Raw genomic sequence first — 16048 nt, forward strand, 5'->3', positions numbered from 1 at the left:
CTAGGAAAAAGTGCCTTAAAAGAATCAGAAAAGGGGCAAGTTCTTAATACTCGCCGCCACCTGCCATAGGGTTCATTGCAGGCTTGTCTTCTTCTTCTTCAGTAATCATTGCCTCTGTTGTGAGCAGCAATGAAGCGATAGAGGCAGAAAGTTCGATCCCTAAACGGACGACTTTTGTTGGATCGACAATTCCTTTCTGAACCATGTTACCAAATTCATTATGTTGAGCATCCCACCCTTCATAAGCTTGCATAGAAGCCACTTTTTGAACGATGATCGATCCTTCTTGACCGGCATTCTCAGCAATCTGGCGTAAAGGCCAAAGTATCGCTTTAGCAATGATCTCAACACCCACTTTTGTGTCTCCAGAAAGAGTCGATGCAAGAGCTTGAAGAGCTGGTAGGCAACGAATGAGCGCAACACCGCCGCCTGGAAGAATTCCTTCTTCAACAGCTGCTTTTGTTGCGTGAACAGCATCATCGACACGGTCTTTTTTCTCTTTCATTTCCACTTCAGTAGGAGCTCCAACACGGATAATTCCTACGCCACCTGCCATTTTAGCAAGTCTTTCTTGAAGTTTTTCACGGTCGTAATCCGATGTGCTCTTCTCAATTTCCGCTCTAATTTGCGCAATACGGCCTTGAATTTCAGATTTTTGACCAAACCCTTCTACAAGTGTTGTATCGTCTTTTTTAATGACAGCTTTTCTCACACGTCCTAGCATATCAAGAGTTGTGTTTTCAAGTTTAAAGCCAAGCTCTTCGTTGATGAACTTGCCTCCTGTTAAGATCGCAATATCTTCTAAAATCGCTTTACGGCGATCTCCAAAGCCTGGAGCTTTAACAGCACACACTTTAAGTCCGCCGCGCATCTTGTTTACAACAAGCGTAGCAAGAGCTTCTCCTTCAACATCTTCTGCGATGATTAAAAGTGGTTTACCTGTTTCTGCAGCAGCTTGAAGAACAGGGAGGAACTCTTTCATTCCGCTGATTTTTTTCTCATAAATCAAAATGAAAGCATCTTCTAAGATGGTTTCTGCAGATTCTGCATGCGTTGTGAAATAAGCAGAGAGATAGCCACGGTCAAAGTTCATTCCTTCTACGACATCAAGTGTTGTTTCAAACCCTTTGCCTTCTTCTACAGTGATTGTTCCATCTTTTCCTACTCTTTCCATCGCGCTTGCAATGATATCGCCAATCTCTGTGTCCCCGTTTGCAGAAATAGTTGCCACTTGAGCAATTTCAGTTTGGTTTTGAATCGGCTTGCTGAGTTTTTTGATTTCATCGGTAATGGTTTTCACCGCTTTTTCAACGCCGCGCTTCACTTCAATGGGGTTAGCGCCAGCTGTCACATTGCGAAGACCTTCGCTATAAATCGCTTCTGCAAGAATGGTCGCAGTTGTTGTTCCATCACCTGCTTTATCAGCTGTTTTACTGGCAACTTCTTTCACCATTTGAGCGCCCATATTTTCATGGCGATCTTTGAGTTCTACTTCTTTTGCAACAGTCACACCGTCTTTTGTAATGTGGGGAGCGCCATATTTTTTATCGATGATCACATTACGGCCTTTAGGACCCAGTGTCACTTTAACAGCTGCAGCAAGAGTGCGTACACCTTGTAGGATTTTTTGACGAGCTTCTTCTTTAAATTTAATGTTTTTATGTGCCATAACTCTTTTATTCCTCACTATTACTTAACAATTGCAATGATATCGTCAGCTTTAACAATGACGTAGTCTTCGTTGTCGATAGATACTTCTTGACCTGCATATTTATTCACAAGAATCACATCGCCCACAGAAAAAGGCATCGCAAGGAGTTTTCCTTCTTTCGTCATTTCTCCAGGACCTACAGCCACCACTTTAATCGATTCTTGTTTTTTCTTTGCAGAATCGGGAAGAATGATGCCCCCTCTTAGGGTCTCTTCTTGTTCAAGTCGTTGGCCCAAAACGCGGTCAGCAGTCGGGTGAATGGACAATTTTTTCTTCGTCTGATCTGTCATAAATTATCTCCTTCAAATTTTTTTCCTAAAAGTGAATTGTAGGATATGGAAGAATTTACCACAATAGGATTTAGCAATTCACATGCCGAAGTGCTAGAAATGTTGACGAAGAGAAATGAAGTATGCATGATAGAGAATAATGTGAGGAGAGTATGAAAAGAGAAGAGATTGCAAAAACAGATCAGTGGAACATCGAAGCATTTTATCCCACCCTTGAAGCTTGGTATAAAGAATTTACACTGTGTGAAGAGAGTCAAAAAAAAGGAAATTGGCAAAAGTTAAAAGAGAGGCAAGGGTCTATTCATGAAGGAGCTGAGGCTGTTCTTCACATTTTAGAGAGTTATCTCAAGATTGAACAAGATCTTGCGAGGCTCTATGTCTACGCGCACCTAAGAAAAGATGAAGATGTGGGTCACACTAAACATCAAGAAATGTTTCTTCAAATCTCTTCTCTTTGTCACCAATTTAAGCAAGATATGTCGTGGATAGAGCCAGAAATCCTTCAAATGCAAGAAGAAGAGCTAAACAAACTTCTAGAGGTGGAGGAGTTAAAACCTTATCATTTTTATTTAACAAAAATGATTCGGTTTAAGCCGCACACTCTAACACCGCAAGAAGAGAACTTACTGGCAAGTGGCTCTGATGCTCTAGGGGTTGCAGAAAGAGCGTTTGAAGCGTTTAATTGCGGGGATTTGAAATTTCCCTCTGTCGTAGATAGTGAGGGGAAGAGTCATCCGCTCACCCATGGAACCTATCTTACCTATTTACTTAGCCAAGATAGAGCTCTTCGGCAGTCTGCTTTTGAAACATTGCATTCAACTTTTAGCCTTTGGGAAAATACGCTCTGTGAACTGATTCAAGGGGAGATGAAAAAGCATCTTTTTTTAGCGAAAACACGGAAATTTAACTCTTGTCTTGAATCGGCCCTTTTTCCTCACCATATTGATCCTTCGGTGTATCACAATCTCATTCAGGTGGTTAGAGATGCTCTTCCTGCATTTCATCGTTATTTTGCTCTTCGAAAAAAAGTGATGAAGCTGGATAAGCTCCATCTTTATGATTTAAAAGTGCCTCTCATTACACCTGTTGATATGCATTTAACCTTTGATCATGCAGTTGATTTGATCATTAAATCGCTTGCCCCCTTAGGAAAGGAGTATCAAGATATCTTAGAAAAAGGGCTTAAAGTCGACAGATGGGTTGATCGGTATGAAAATGATCGGAAACGCACCGGTGCCTACTCAAGCGGCTTTTATCAACACTTTCCCTATATTCTTATGAATTATCATGGCCAGTTTAATGATATGATGACACTTACCCATGAGTCAGGCCATAGCATGCATTCCTATTTTGCCTCACTGCATCAATCCTATCATAACGCTCAGTATCCTATTTTCTTAGCAGAAGTGGCCTCGACGTTTCATGAAGAGCTTTTAAGTAACTACCTCTTAAAAGCGGTCACCTCTAAAAAGCAAAGAGCTTACCTCATTAATCAAAAAATTGAAGATATTCGAAACACCTTTTTTAGACAGGTGATGTTTGCAGAGTTTGAGCTTAAACTCCATACATCTGTAGAAAAAGGAATACCTCTTACTCCTAGCTATCTTAAAAAGAGCTATTTGGAGCTTAATCAAGACTATTTTGGGCCTGATGTGATCATAGACCCTTCCATTGAAATCGAGTGGGCAAGAGTGCCGCATTTTTACTATAACTTTTATGTTTATCAATACGCAACAGGGCTTGCAGCGTCAAGAACTCTTGTAAATCTTGTTGAAAAAGAGGGTCCTTTAGGGTATTTAGAGTTTATCTCATCAGGAGGAAGCTGTTTTCCTTTAGAGACCTTAAAGAAGGCAGGAGTAGATATGACTACAAAAGAGCCTCTTCAGACCGTGTTAGATCAATTTACAAGCTTAATGACTGAGTTAGAAGTGCTTTTAGGAGAAGAAGAGTAGGAGTTTTAAGGCTCTTTTCAAGCGGTGAATAGGGGGAGTAGTCTCTTATTCACCGCTTGATCTTCATCACTGTTTTTATCACAAATGTTCTTTTTTTCTTAAAAAGAAGAAAATAACTAGGTGCAATGAACTCTCTTATGAAATAATAGAGTCACACAAAAACGTAATTGATTTTATGGCAAAAAAAACAACAGATACATTCATTGTAATGAATGATAAAGGGCTTCACACCCGGCCTTCAACCGAACTTGTTAAATGCGCAACAGCTTTTAAAAGCAGGGTCACACTCCGTTACGGAGGTGTTAGCGTGAATGGGAAGTCTCTTTTAGGCATCTTAATGCTAGCTGCTGTTAAAGGGGCAAAGGTGACTGTTGAGGCAGAAGGGGAAGACTCTGAAGAGACTGTCCGTTCTATCTTAGAGCTTGCAAGCAATAAATTTTATATTAAATATTAAAAAATAGAGCAAGCAAGGACTCTTTAAGAGTATAGTTCTGTTTGGCCATCTTCTTTTCCCACAATGACTAAGTTCGCTTGAGAGGGGAAAAATCCTGTTTCCACCACTCCAGGAACAGAACAAATTGTTTGATGAATCTGATCAAAAGAGACGGGGTTAGAAAGTGTTAAATCGTAGAGATAGTTTTGGTTTTCTGTCACCCAAGGATGCCCATCTTTTCCTAGCCTAAGGGCTCCTTTAAACCCAAAATTTGCTAGGTGATAAAGGGTGGCTCTACATCCAAAGGGAACAATTTCAACAGGAAGAGGGCGAGTGCCTAGCTTCTTAACAACTTTTGTATCATCTACAATAGCAATCATCTGAGAGCTCATATGCGCTAAAATTTTTTCCCGTAAAAGCGCACCGCCGCCGCCTTTTACCATTCTTTTTTGTAAATCAATCTCATCAGCTCCATCGACATAAAGATCAATGGAGATCAGTTCATCACTATTTAAGAGGGGGAGATTGCCTTTTTGAGCTAAGAGGAAAGAAGACTTTGAGCTTGCGACAACTTGCACAGGCACTCCTTGATGAAAGCCATCAATGACTGCCTGGATAAAATAAGCTGCAGTGGAGCCTGTTCCAAGACCTACTACCATCCCTGGTTTAACAAATGTAAAGGCTTTATCTGCGGCAGCTTTTTTACAGATTTCAATATTCATCATTTGATGTTACCCAAGAAGAGAGTCTCTTGTAAAGGCTCCTCTTTGTTTTTATGGAGTAAAGCTGCATCGTCAAGCAAAAAGAGCTTTAAAGAGACAAGGTATAAGACATTTGAAGTGAAGAGGGGATTTTAAGGATAGTTAAGATACACTCGAATACTAGTTCTGATCAAATACCTCTCTATGACACAATAGATTAAATAAAGCGTTAAAGACACTATCTTAGAGAAACGAGACGAAGGGGTGAGGGAAAAAGATGAACGTTATTGATTGTTTAATAGAAAGAGGCTTAGTAGATGCTGTCACAAGTCCAGAGATTAAAGCAGCTTGTGATAAGCCAGTAAAAATTTATATTGGATTTGATCCAACAGCTAGTAGCTTACACTTAGGCAATTTAGTTGGCATCATGATCCTCAAGTGGTTTCAAAAATTTGGACACACTCCTGTGATTCTTTTAGGAGGCGCAACAGGCCGTATTGGAGATCCTTCAGGAAAAAGTTTAGAGCGTGTGCTTTTAGATGCAGAAACAGTGGAAAAAAACATTGAGGGGATACGGAGCCATTTTGAGCAGATTCTTGATTTTACAGGGAAGCTCTCTATGCCCATCATGGTGAACAATGAAGAGTGGTTTGCAAACTACTCATTTGTGAATTTCTTAAGAGACATCGGTAAACACTTCCGTGTGAACATCATGATGAATAAAGAAATGGTGAAAAATAGGCTCCAGTCAGAAGAGGGGATTTCTTTTACTGAGTTTAGCTACCAACTTCTTCAATCGTATGATTTTTACCATCTGTTTGAGAAGGGCGTCTCTATTCAAGGAGGAGGGAGTGATCAATGGGGAAATATTACAGCAGGGGTTGAACTCATTCGTAAATTAACAGGAAAATCAGCCCTGGGTCTTACCTTCCCTCTTTTAACAAGAAGCGATGGGAAGAAGTTTGGAAAAACAGAGCAAGGGGCGATATGGCTTGCAAAGGACCGCACCTCTCCTTATGAGTTTTACCAACACATTTACAAAATACCAGACGCTGATGTGATTAAGCTCATGAAGATGGTGACCATGATGGACATGGAAGAGATCCGTTTCTTTGAAAAGGCGCTTCAAGATCCCTCTTATATTCCTAATACAGCGCAAAAGCGGCTAGCGCAAGAGCTCACCCTTCTTGTTCACGGAGAATCTGGGCTTGCATCAGCGATGAATGCTACAGAAGCTGTTCTTCCTGGACATAAAGGAGATCTCACAGAAGAGGCATTTCATCAAATGATGAAAGATTTTCCTTGCCTGACACTCAATAAATCCGAGTGGATAGGGAAAAAACTGACAGAACTCATGGTCTACAGCAAACTTGTCAGTAGTAAAGGAGAAGCTGCCCGGCTGATTTCTCAGTCAGGAGCTTATTTGAATAATAACCGCGTAGAAGATGCTCAAGGTCTGATCACAGAAGAGAGCCTCCTCTACCAGGCATTTATCCTTCTTGCTGCTGGGAAAAAAAATAAGGTGCTCATCAGGCTCACATAGCTTAAGAAATGGCTCTCTTTTTGCATAAAAATACTTGATTGAAAATGAGTGAGATACAACAATTGGGTTTAAAGGGGGTTGTTTTCAAATAAGAAATTTTTAAAACTTAAATGAAGACACCCCAAAAGAGTGATTAGGAAGGGAGGTAACAGATGATTACGATGACAAAAAAAGAGCTCATTGCAAATATTTCTCAAAAGCAAGGGGTTGAACTCTATGAAGTTCGTGATATTCTTCAAGCGTTTTTGGAGGAGATGGCAGAGAGCCTAGGGGAAAAGAAGAGAATTGAGTTTCGTGACTTTGGCGTGTTTGAACTTGTTGAGAGAAAACAAAAAATTGGGAGAAATCCTAAACAAGCTGATGTGGCCATTGTGATCCCTGCAAGATATGCTGTTAAATTTACACCAGGCAAAAAACTCAAACAGCGAATTGAAAAGCTTCCTGTTGTGAAAAAGAAATCAGCTCATTAAGAGAGCTTCAAGATAAGGCTCTAAAGCTTCTTATTTAAGCGTTTAAATGCCTAATAAGGGTTTTGATGAGCGGGTATTTTGCAACCTAGTGTTTAAGAGAGGGTAAGGGTTAAAGAGGTTTAAAAACATTTTTAAATCTCTTTAATATGCTGTATTTTAACAAAATGTGGGCGCTTAAAAACTATTTTTTAGATACTTTTTCTCATTCTAAAAATAGAGTAGAGTCTTTCTTAAAATCTAATATCAAAAAATTTAGAGCAAAAAGACTTTAGGACAAGGATTTAAATAGGAGAGACCTCTTCATGAAAACGAAAATGAAGAGTAATGCTTTGATAGGATTTAAAGGTTTTCTACTCCAAAGCGAAATCAAACTAAAGTGCTTTGGAATCAAGAAATCATGGCAATAGATAGACCTCAATATCCCCAAGTTCATGAGACGCATTTTTCTTTATAAGATTCATCAATTAAGCTTAATTTTTAATACATATTCATCTAAGTTTTTAAAATTAAAATGTTTGATATACTTTTCAAGTAAATCTAAGTGGTTATTGGATTGTTTTTTATTCGACTCTTTGAGATGGTGTTATTTTGTAACTCTTAGGATGACTTTTCTTGATAAAAGTTAAATATATTATAAATTTATCTAAACAATTGATTTTTTCGCTAAAAACCATTTAAACAAGCATGATTTTATATTGAAAAATACCGCTTAGATATACTAGAAAGCGCTTTTTCAAGAAAAAACTGGGGTTGCCTGAATAGTTACATTATTTTTTTAATAGGAAGCTACATGTCCAGCATATCCAAAACAAGCCATGAATCTTTTCAAAGCCAAAAAAGGGCTTTAGAATCTACAGAAACAAACGTTGTAGATACCAAAATACAAAAAATCTCTGAATGTTTAGGAGGTGTATCCCACACAGCTCAATTTGATACTGCGTTGATAAGAGGGGAGGCACACTTGAATGTTTCCTCGGCAGCTTCCACAAAAAATGCTCATGCTCATCCCCCGGCTTATCTCCATCAAATTTCACAGCTCCGTACACCTTTAAAACAACTCTATGCAGTTCCTAGAGCCCATTTTTTACAATTGATTCATGACTATCCCAAAAAAGCTGGACTCTACTTTAATCTGGCAAGAACTCTGGATTCAAAAGCCCGTATTACGTTGCTTTGTAAAACAGAGCTCACAGTAATAAAGCTCTTTCAAAAAGCAGTAGACCTTCTGACTGAAGAAGGGAGTCATAGCTTAACACTAGCTCAAGCCTTTAAAGAGGCAAGATTTTACTCTTTAAGAGGGGGACATGTTGATAAAATCCGAAAGAAGTTCTATCTAAAAATGATAGCAAACAGTTCTTGCCCTGAGCAGTTTTATAGGGCATTAGCTTCTATCGAAGATAGATATGTGCGTCTTAATAAGATACATAAACTTTCTAAAGGCGTTATAATGAGTAACTTTGATCTTTTAATGAAAGGGTTAGAGTATGATCCCTTAGATGATGAAGCATATGTCACACTCGCTGTTGGCTCATACTGGCTGGACCGGGCACTCCGTATGCCTAAGGGGTCTATTGTTTGTTGGAAACAGCTCCTTTTACAAGCCATTGATATTAACCCGAACAGCTCCTCTGCTTTATTTTCTCTTGCTTGTATGATACAGCACAGTAATGTTTTAAAGATGGATGAATATTCTAAAAAAATGTTTATTCCATTAAATGAAAAAGAATTTATTGAATTAAAATCCCAGGATGATCTTTTAGAATATATAAAAGATGGAAAAACAGTATTACGAGTTAGACTTTTAAACGGAGAGGTTTTAAGTCGCACAGATCTCTTGATACGCCTTTATCAGTTAAGTGATGGTAAAGAGGCTTTTATAAAAGCTTTGGATGTGGTTTATAAAGAGCAAGGTTTTAGGATATTTGTAGAAGAACTTCTTAGTTCCTCAGTTACTTTAGAACTTAAATGGGATATGGTTTTTTCTATCATCGAATATATTATGATGCCTTGGGATAGGTATAAAGAGGGAACTTCGCATTTATTCCGTTGGGTTAAAGAGCATGCAGCTCTTGCTTTAGAAAAACAAATACTATTAGCTCAAGATGTTAATGAGGGCTCTAAACTCTATGATGCTAACGTCTCTTTTGAAACTTTAAATCAGACCTCTTTAAAAGAGCTATTAGACCTTATTCAAAAAGAGCCTAAGCGGGCAGCTCTTTATTGTAATTTAGCCAGAAAATTTCATCTATTAGGATATGACTCAGACGATAGTCTTCATGAGTTTGGTTATAAAGATAGCAGTCAATTGTTTTTTACAGCTATCAAGCTAGATCCTATGAATAGTTATTTCTATTATTATTTTGTTAAAAATAATAATAATGAGCATAGAGAAGAAAGTGTTAAAATATATTTAATGGCTATTGATCTTAACCCTAAGGAGAGCTTTTTTTATAGCGATTTGGCTAAGCATATTCCTCGGTACATTTCTCTTTTTGATGGAAAAAAGTTTTCTCAAAACAAGCTTATTTTTGAGGCGTTATCACTAAATCCCCGTAATGATGAGGCTTACACCTACCTTGGTAAAATAGCTAAGAAGGAGGCCGTTATCTTATCCACAGGGGAAATATTAACAAGGCAAGAGTGTTATCTAAAAGCCCTAGAAATTAACCCTCGGAATATAGAAGCGTATATTTACCTCTTCCTACACCTCGTAGGAGGGCAAGAAAATTTAGAGACTAGGGCTCAGGAGAGTCAAACTTTAAGGGTTGAGGTTCAGGGAAACAAGCTTGATCCTGAAGATCTTTTACTTCAAGCTTGTCAAATTCAGAGAAAAATCTTTTTCAATAGGGTTTCTACGTATGATATTTATAAAACTCCCGAGTATCTTAAATTCTTAAAGCGTCTTAAAGAAAGCGCTCTTCCCTCTACTTTGAAGCAATATGTGTATGCAAGGACATTGAATCTATTACGGAATTTACGGGATGATAACTATTTCTCTAGGAATGATTACCACTATGATCAATTAGTAAGAGAGCTCTTTAATTTTTTTAGACATGAGGAAAGGATTCCTCTAGCGATGGATCCTACCTTATACACAACAAAAAAAAAGTATCTCATGGATGTCTATCAAGGCCTTAGGTTTTCTAGCCATGCAATTCCAGCTATACTTGAACTCATCCGGCAGCTTCATAAAGAAGAATTAATTTATAAAAATAGGTGGCCTTTTGCTTTAACGAGTAAAAAAGAATTTATTATAGAGAGAATGCCTCAATTGAATCACCATCCTTTAGCCTATTGCTATTTGGCTGATTTGATGGAAAAAGACGAATCTGTCATGCTAACGTTTGTTGATGTGATAGAAATAGAAGAATCTTTCATAATGAATAAGCAAAAATTTTCTAAGAGAGAGCTTTATTTAAAAGCAATTGAGCGTATTCAAAAGACTCCTTCTCAAAATCCGATTGATTTAGATCACTATGCAATGAGTTATAGCAGTGTAGCGCACGATTTAGAGCAGGATGAGAGGATCACACTTCTTGATGGGTCTTTGGTATCAAGTGAGGAACTGTGTTTAAAAGCGTTAAAATTAGACCGCAAATGCGCTCTTGCCTATCATATCCTTGCAAGAAACTTTCACGGTTCTATTGAGTTAGAAGGAATGTCTTATCAATCAAAACGAGATCTTTATCTTCAAGCTATTCATGCGAGTCCCTACGATCCAATAGCCTATTATGAGTTAGGGCGTACTCTTCAAGAAAAGGAAACTGTTGTACTCATGAATGGGGTTACTCTTTCTAAGAAAAAGCTGTATATAAGAGCCATTCAGCTAGGAATTAAAAATCCGCATACTTATTATGAGATGGGGGTGATGATGAATGAGAAAGATCAGATTTATTTTCCTTGGAACCCATCGGTAACTTTTATAAAAGGAAATCTTTTAGCTAAAGCTTTTGAGCTAGCTCCTACTCATTCTTTTTATCTCTATAAGTTTACAGATTATCTCTTAAAAAGAAGGAAAACTGCAGAAAATTTAGCTCTTACATACAGTACAATAGATTCAAGGTACCCCTTTTTTCCTTCATTAGAGCCTGAATGTAGCGCTTCATCGTCTAAGCAATCTTCTGATCATCAAGATTGTAAAAGAGTTAAAACAGAACAAGAAGAAAATAGGCAAATGACCTCTTCTAAGACTGAATTAGTGGCTAAAACTTTTTCTAAGACAGTAGAAACCTCTGAAACAACAGGAGAGATAGATCTCCAAAATATCGATTATTACATTGCTTTTTTTAGGAAAGCCTCTTGTGAAGCTTCTTCTAGGGAAGCCTCTTGTGAAGCTTCTTCTATTGATGATTTTTGGAAGGGTGTATCTTCTTTGGCAACAGTTGAATACAAGGGAGAACATCTCAGCGAGCAGCAATTTTATATTCAATTTCTTAAAGAGTATCCTAATCATCCAAAGGCATATGAAAAGCTACGGTCTTTACTCACGGAATTTTGCTATGAGGATGATTTAGATTCTAGTGAAGAGGTGAGTTCCAGTACAGATTCTGAAGATAGTTTAAATTCTAATACATCTAACAATGAAGAAGAAGATGTATCCTCAGATACCTTAAGTAATGATGAGTTAAGCTCTGATGAGGAGGAAAATTTTCACAGTGGATACGAGCCCTTGAGTCAGTGAAAAGAGTGTCTTGTACAGGATGAACTAAAGTTAAATTGCTTAATAGGGGTTGAAGTTTTTTTATTAGATAGGAAAAATTTCTTATTAATCATTAGAAGTTACTTAAAAGCACTTTTCTAAAAGATTTTTATGGTGTTGAGCTATGGAGAGGGAAAATAGCTCTTTTCATCTTTCTTTATCCTGAAGGTGAAAAAGAGACACGCATCAAACAAGGATTGTTCAGTTTATTTTAACTATGAGATGTTCACATTCTTTTTTTAATTCTTATGAGTACAACCCATCCAAATGGTTATTATGTTGTTTTTTATTCACCTCTTTGAGATCGTGTTATTTTTTTCATAGGAAACAACATGTCAAGCATATCCAAGACAGGTCATGAATCTTTTCAAAGTCAAAAAAGGGCTTTGGAACCAACAGAAAATAACTCTACCACGGCTAAAATACAAAAAGTCTCTGGATGTTTAGAAGAAACATATCCCGCATCTTCATACTCTAGCACCTTGACAAGAGGCACAGTCAGTTTGAACACTTCTTTAGGAGTGTCTAAAAAAAACAGTTGGGATAAATCCTCAGCTTATCTTCATCAAATTTCTCAGTTTAATGCCCCCTTAAAAGAAATTTATGCGGTTCCAAGAGCGCATTTTTTACAATTGATTCATGATTATCCTGAACAAGCTGGACTCTACTTTAATCTAGCAAGAACTCTAGATGCAAAAGCCCGTATTACCTTGCTGTGTCAAAGAGAATTTACTGCCATAGAGCTCTTTCAAAAAGCAGTAGATCTTCTGACTGAAGAAGAGAGGCATAACTTAATGCTTGCTCAAGCGTTTAAAGAAGCAAGATTTCACTCTTCAATCGATGAAGATTTAGAGGAGCTCCAAGAGAAATTCTATTTAAACCTCATAGCAAACAGCTCTTGTCCTGAGCAGTTTTATAGGGCACTTGCTTCTATTAAAGACCAAGATATCAACCTTCATGAGATGCATGAACTTTCTACAGGCGCTATGATGAGTAATCTTGATCTTTTAATGAAAGGATTAGAGCATAATCCTTTAGATCATGAAGCGTATATTACACTTGCGATAGGTTCACATAACCTCGGTCAGGCGCTCTCTATGCCTGGAGGGTCTATTGCCTGCTGGAAGCAGCTCCTTTTACAAGCCATTGATATTAATCCAACTAGCTCCTCTGCTTTATTCTCTCTGATTTGTATGATGCAATGCAGTAATATTTTAAATTTAGATGACATCTTTAAAGAAGAGCTTGCCACGTTAACTGAAGAGGGATTTCTTGCGCTCAAATCCCAGGAAGATGTTTTAAAATATGCAGGAGAGGGAAAAATAGCCTCAAAGGTGAGGCTGCTAAATGGGGAAGTTGTTAGTCATACAGATCTCTTCATACGTCTTTATCAGTTAAGTGACGGGAAAGAGGCTTTCATGAAAGCTTTATATGTGATTCATGCTGAGCAAAATGATGTACAAAGTTTTAGCACGTTTGTAGAAGAGCTAATCAAGTCTTCAATAGATTTTGGACTTAAATGGGATATGGTTTTTTCTATCATTGAATATATGATGTGCTGGAATGGAGATGGAGCTGGCCTTTATGAATTATTGCTCTGGATTAAAGAAAATACTCACCTTGCTTTAGAAAAGCAAATCATTTTTCCTCAAGCTGTTAACGAAGGATCTTTACTCTATAGCGCGAAGGCCTCTTTTGAAACTTTACATCAAACGCCCTTAAGAGAGCTTTTAGAGTTAGTGCAAAAAGAGCCTAAGCAGGCAGCTCTTTATTGTCATCTAGCTAGAAAATTCCATCTATTAGGGTACCGCTCAGATGATAGCCTTCATGAGTTTGGGTATGAAAATAGTAATCAACTATTTCTTACAGCGATCAAGCTTGATCCTATGAATAGCTACCTCTATTATCATTTTATTGAAAATCATGAAAATTATAACATCGAAGAAAACATTAACTTCTATTTAATGGCTATCGATCTTAATCCCAAGGAGAGCTTTTTTTATAGCGGTTTGGCTAAGCATACTCCTCGGTTCATTTCTCTTTTTGATGGAAAAAATTTCTTGCAAAACGAGCTTATTTTTGAGGCACTATTACTTAATCCCCATAATGATGAGGCTTACACCTCTCTTGGTAAAACAGCTAAGAAAGAGACAGTTAGATTGACAACAGGAGAGGTATTAACAAGGCAAGAGTGTTATCTCAAAGCTCTAGAAATAAATCCTTGGAGTACAGAGGCCTACATGAGTCTTTTCTTACACCTCATCAGAGGGCAAGAAAACTTAGAAGAGACTCAAGCTGTTCAAATTGAGATTGGGGGTAAGAGGCTCCATCTTGAAGACCTTTTACTTCAAGCGTGTCAAATTCAGAGAAAAATCTTTTTTAAGTGGGTTTCAAGGAATAAAATTTATCAAACCCCTCCGTATCTTAAATTCCTCAAGTGCCTTAAAGAAAGCGCTCTTCCCTACTCACTTAAGAAAGATGTATATGCAAGGACGCTGCGTCTATTACGTTATGTGAGTTATGATTATTTCGAAGCAGAGGTAAGAGATGACTCTGAATTAATGCGAGAGCTCTTTAATTTTTTTAAACATGAGGAGAAAATTCCACTTGCAATAGATCCGACTTTACACAAAACGCAAAAAGAGTATCTCATGGATGTCTACTCGGATCCTATGTTTCCTGGCTATCATACAGTAGCTGTGCTTGAATTAATCCAGCAGCTTCATGAAGAAGAGCTCACTCAAGAACACAATAACCCTTCTTCCTTAAAGACTAAAAAAGAATTTATTTTAGAGAGAATGTCTTATCTTAATCATCATCCTTTAGCTTCTTGTTATCTAGCGGATTTAATGGAAAAAGAAGAAATCATCACTCTAACGGTTCAGACGATGGAAGAAGGAGAAGAATCTCCCCGCATTCATGAGCTAAAATTTTCTAAGGAAGGGCTCTATCTTCAAGCGATTGAAACTGTTGAAAAGTCCTCTTCCCAAAATCCGGTTGATTTAGAGCACGCTGCAATCGTTTATAGCAGTTTAGCTCATGAGTTAGAGCAAGATGAAAATGTTCTTCTTCTAGATGGATCTGATGTCTCAAGTGAGGGGCTTTGTTTAAAAGCGCTAAAATTAGACCCTAAGTGCGCTCTTGCCTACCATGTTCTTGCGAAAAATTTTCAAAATTCTTTTGAATTAGAAGGGAAATCTTATCTCTCAAAACAAGATATTTACCTTCAAGCAATTGCGATGAATCCACATCATCCTATAGCCTATTATGAATTAGGGCGTCTTCTTAAGCAGGAAGAAACCGCGATACTTTTAAACGGACTTACCCTTTCTAAGAAACAGCTCTATAGAAGAGCCATTCAGCTAGGGATTAAAACTCCTCATGCGCATTATGAAATGGGTATGATGATGAGTGAGAAAGATCAGATTCGTTTTCCTTGGAATCCATCGGTAACACTTGTAAAGGGAAATCTTTTAGCCAAAGCTTTTGAGTTAGCTCCAAACTCTTCTTTTTATCTACATAAGCTCACAGATTATCTCTTTAAAAAAAGCAGAAAAGTAGATCTGATCAAAGCGCAGCACATTAAAAATGAGGAGTTATCATGACAATTCGGCCACGAGGTACTATGGATACAGAAGGGGCGCCTGCTTCTTTTTCTTCAAAAGAGCTTTTTATGAGCGCCTCATCTTCTGAGCATCAAGAGTTTAAAAGATTAAAAACGGAGCAAGAAGAAACTATAGACATGACTTCTTCTAAGATAACAGCTACGTCCCAAACTTTTTTTAAGACAGAGGCTCATGAAAATACCGAGAAGCTCGATCCGCAAAATATCGATCATTACATTGATTTTTTTAAGAGCTCATCTCCTTTAGCAACAGCTCCTTTCAAGGGAAAAAATCTCAGCGCGCAGCAATTTTATATTCAATTTCTGAAAGAATATCCTCACCATCTGAAGGCATATAAAGAGCTACGGTCTTTACTCACGGAGTTTTGCTGTGAAGACCCTGTAAGTTTGGATGAGGCAAGTTCAGAAGAAGACACCTCTTCTGATACAGATGTTGAAAATAGTTTAAGTGTAGATGCCTCTAGCAGTGAAGAAGACGTCTCTTCAGATGTTTCTAGTCATGAGGTATCAGGCTCTGATGAAGAAGAGCATTCTCACAGCTTATAAGCAATTAAGTAGATGCAAAACATAGAAGCGCTCTTTTTTGGATGAAAATGGGTTGATAAGATAAGACTCTACTGGACA

At 37.7% G+C, this 16048-nt stretch carries 10 protein-coding genes; 7 read left to right on the plus strand and 3 right to left on the minus strand.

The window, feature by feature from the left end; translation table 11 throughout:
- Positions 1–43 precede the first annotated feature (43 nt).
- Together groL and ACI7T6_RS01810 are read right to left on the minus strand one after the other, a co-directional pair.
- Positions 44–1669 (minus strand): chaperonin GroEL, encoded by a 1626-nt coding sequence (gene groL / locus ACI7T6_RS01805; protein ID WP_404665886.1) that lies wholly within the window; start codon positions 1667–1669, stop codon positions 44–46.
- 20 nt (positions 1670–1689) lie between these two features.
- Positions 1690–2001: a co-chaperone GroES gene (locus tag ACI7T6_RS01810; RefSeq protein WP_404665887.1), complete on the minus strand. Its 312-nt coding sequence runs from the start codon at positions 1999–2001 to the stop codon at positions 1690–1692.
- A 152-nt stretch (positions 2002–2153) separates the two neighbouring features.
- Here ACI7T6_RS01810 and pepF point away from each other — a divergent pair, with 152 nt between their 5' ends.
- Both pepF and ACI7T6_RS01820 read left to right on the plus strand, forming a co-directional pair.
- On the plus strand, positions 2154–3953 hold the full coding sequence (gene pepF / locus ACI7T6_RS01815) for an oligoendopeptidase F (RefSeq protein ID WP_404665888.1): 1800 nt from the start codon (positions 2154–2156) through the stop codon (positions 3951–3953).
- Between the two features lie 175 nt (positions 3954–4128).
- Positions 4129–4407, plus strand: a complete 279-nt coding sequence (locus ACI7T6_RS01820) for an HPr family phosphocarrier protein (RefSeq protein ID WP_404665889.1) — start codon at positions 4129–4131, stop codon at positions 4405–4407.
- A gap of 23 nt (positions 4408–4430) precedes the next feature.
- On the opposite strand, the gene rpiA is transcribed toward ACI7T6_RS01820, so the two are convergent.
- Positions 4431–5111, minus strand: a complete 681-nt coding sequence (rpiA, locus tag ACI7T6_RS01825; RefSeq protein WP_404665890.1) for a ribose-5-phosphate isomerase RpiA — start codon at positions 5109–5111, stop codon at positions 4431–4433.
- Between the two features lie 253 nt (positions 5112–5364).
- Here rpiA and tyrS point away from each other — a divergent pair, with 253 nt between their 5' ends.
- The 5 genes from tyrS to ACI7T6_RS01850 all read left to right on the plus strand — a co-directional run bounded on the left by tyrS (position 5365) and on the right by ACI7T6_RS01850 (position 15970).
- Positions 5365–6630 carry a tyrosine--tRNA ligase gene (tyrS, locus tag ACI7T6_RS01830; protein WP_404665891.1) on the plus strand — a complete coding sequence of 422 codons (1266 nt, stop codon included), beginning with the start codon at positions 5365–5367 and terminating at the stop codon, positions 6628–6630.
- A 152-nt stretch (positions 6631–6782) separates the two neighbouring features.
- Entirely contained in the window at positions 6783–7100 is a 318-nt protein-coding gene (locus ACI7T6_RS01835) for an HU family DNA-binding protein (protein WP_404665892.1), read from the plus strand.
- Positions 7101–7890: 790 nt separating this feature from the next.
- The gene (locus ACI7T6_RS01840) at positions 7891–11781 is read left to right on the plus strand and encodes a hypothetical protein (RefSeq protein WP_404665893.1); all 3891 of its coding nucleotides are present in this window, start codon (positions 7891–7893) and stop codon (positions 11779–11781) included.
- Between the two features lie 350 nt (positions 11782–12131).
- On the plus strand, positions 12132–15404 hold the full coding sequence (locus ACI7T6_RS01845) for a hypothetical protein (RefSeq protein ID WP_404665894.1): 3273 nt from the start codon (positions 12132–12134) through the stop codon (positions 15402–15404).
- Complete coding sequence (locus ACI7T6_RS01850) at positions 15401–15970, plus strand: hypothetical protein (protein ID WP_404665895.1); 570 nt, start codon at positions 15401–15403, stop codon at positions 15968–15970. Before ACI7T6_RS01845 ends, ACI7T6_RS01850 begins: the two co-directional genes overlap by 4 nt.
- Positions 15971–16048: the final 78 nt, after the last annotated feature.

It is taken from the genome of Rhabdochlamydiaceae symbiont of Dictyostelium giganteum (assembly GCF_964291045.1).
In the GTDB taxonomy this organism is placed as follows: domain Bacteria; phylum Chlamydiota; class Chlamydiia; order Chlamydiales; family Rhabdochlamydiaceae; genus PALSA-1444.

What these genes read in the sequence shown, in the direction of transcription:
- groL (WP_404665886.1), bottom strand. Translation starts at nt 1,669, where the DNA reads ATGGCACATAAAAACATTAAATTTAAAGAAGAAGCTCGTCAAAAAATC.
- ACI7T6_RS01810 (WP_404665887.1), bottom strand. Translation starts at nt 2,001, where the DNA reads ATGACAGATCAGACGAAGAAAAAATTGTCCATTCACCCGACTGCTGAC.
- pepF (WP_404665888.1), top strand. Translation starts at nt 2,154, where the DNA reads ATGAAAAGAGAAGAGATTGCAAAAACAGATCAGTGGAACATCGAAGCA.
- ACI7T6_RS01820 (WP_404665889.1), top strand. Translation starts at nt 4,129, where the DNA reads ATGGCAAAAAAAACAACAGATACATTCATTGTAATGAATGATAAAGGG.
- rpiA (WP_404665890.1), bottom strand. Translation starts at nt 5,111, where the DNA reads ATGATGAATATTGAAATCTGTAAAAAAGCTGCCGCAGATAAAGCCTTT.
- tyrS (WP_404665891.1), top strand. Translation starts at nt 5,365, where the DNA reads ATGAACGTTATTGATTGTTTAATAGAAAGAGGCTTAGTAGATGCTGTC.
- ACI7T6_RS01835 (WP_404665892.1), top strand. Translation starts at nt 6,783, where the DNA reads ATGATTACGATGACAAAAAAAGAGCTCATTGCAAATATTTCTCAAAAG.
- ACI7T6_RS01840 (WP_404665893.1), top strand. Translation starts at nt 7,891, where the DNA reads ATGTCCAGCATATCCAAAACAAGCCATGAATCTTTTCAAAGCCAAAAA.
- ACI7T6_RS01845 (WP_404665894.1), top strand. Translation starts at nt 12,132, where the DNA reads ATGTCAAGCATATCCAAGACAGGTCATGAATCTTTTCAAAGTCAAAAA.
- ACI7T6_RS01850 (WP_404665895.1), top strand. Translation starts at nt 15,401, where the DNA reads ATGACAATTCGGCCACGAGGTACTATGGATACAGAAGGGGCGCCTGCT.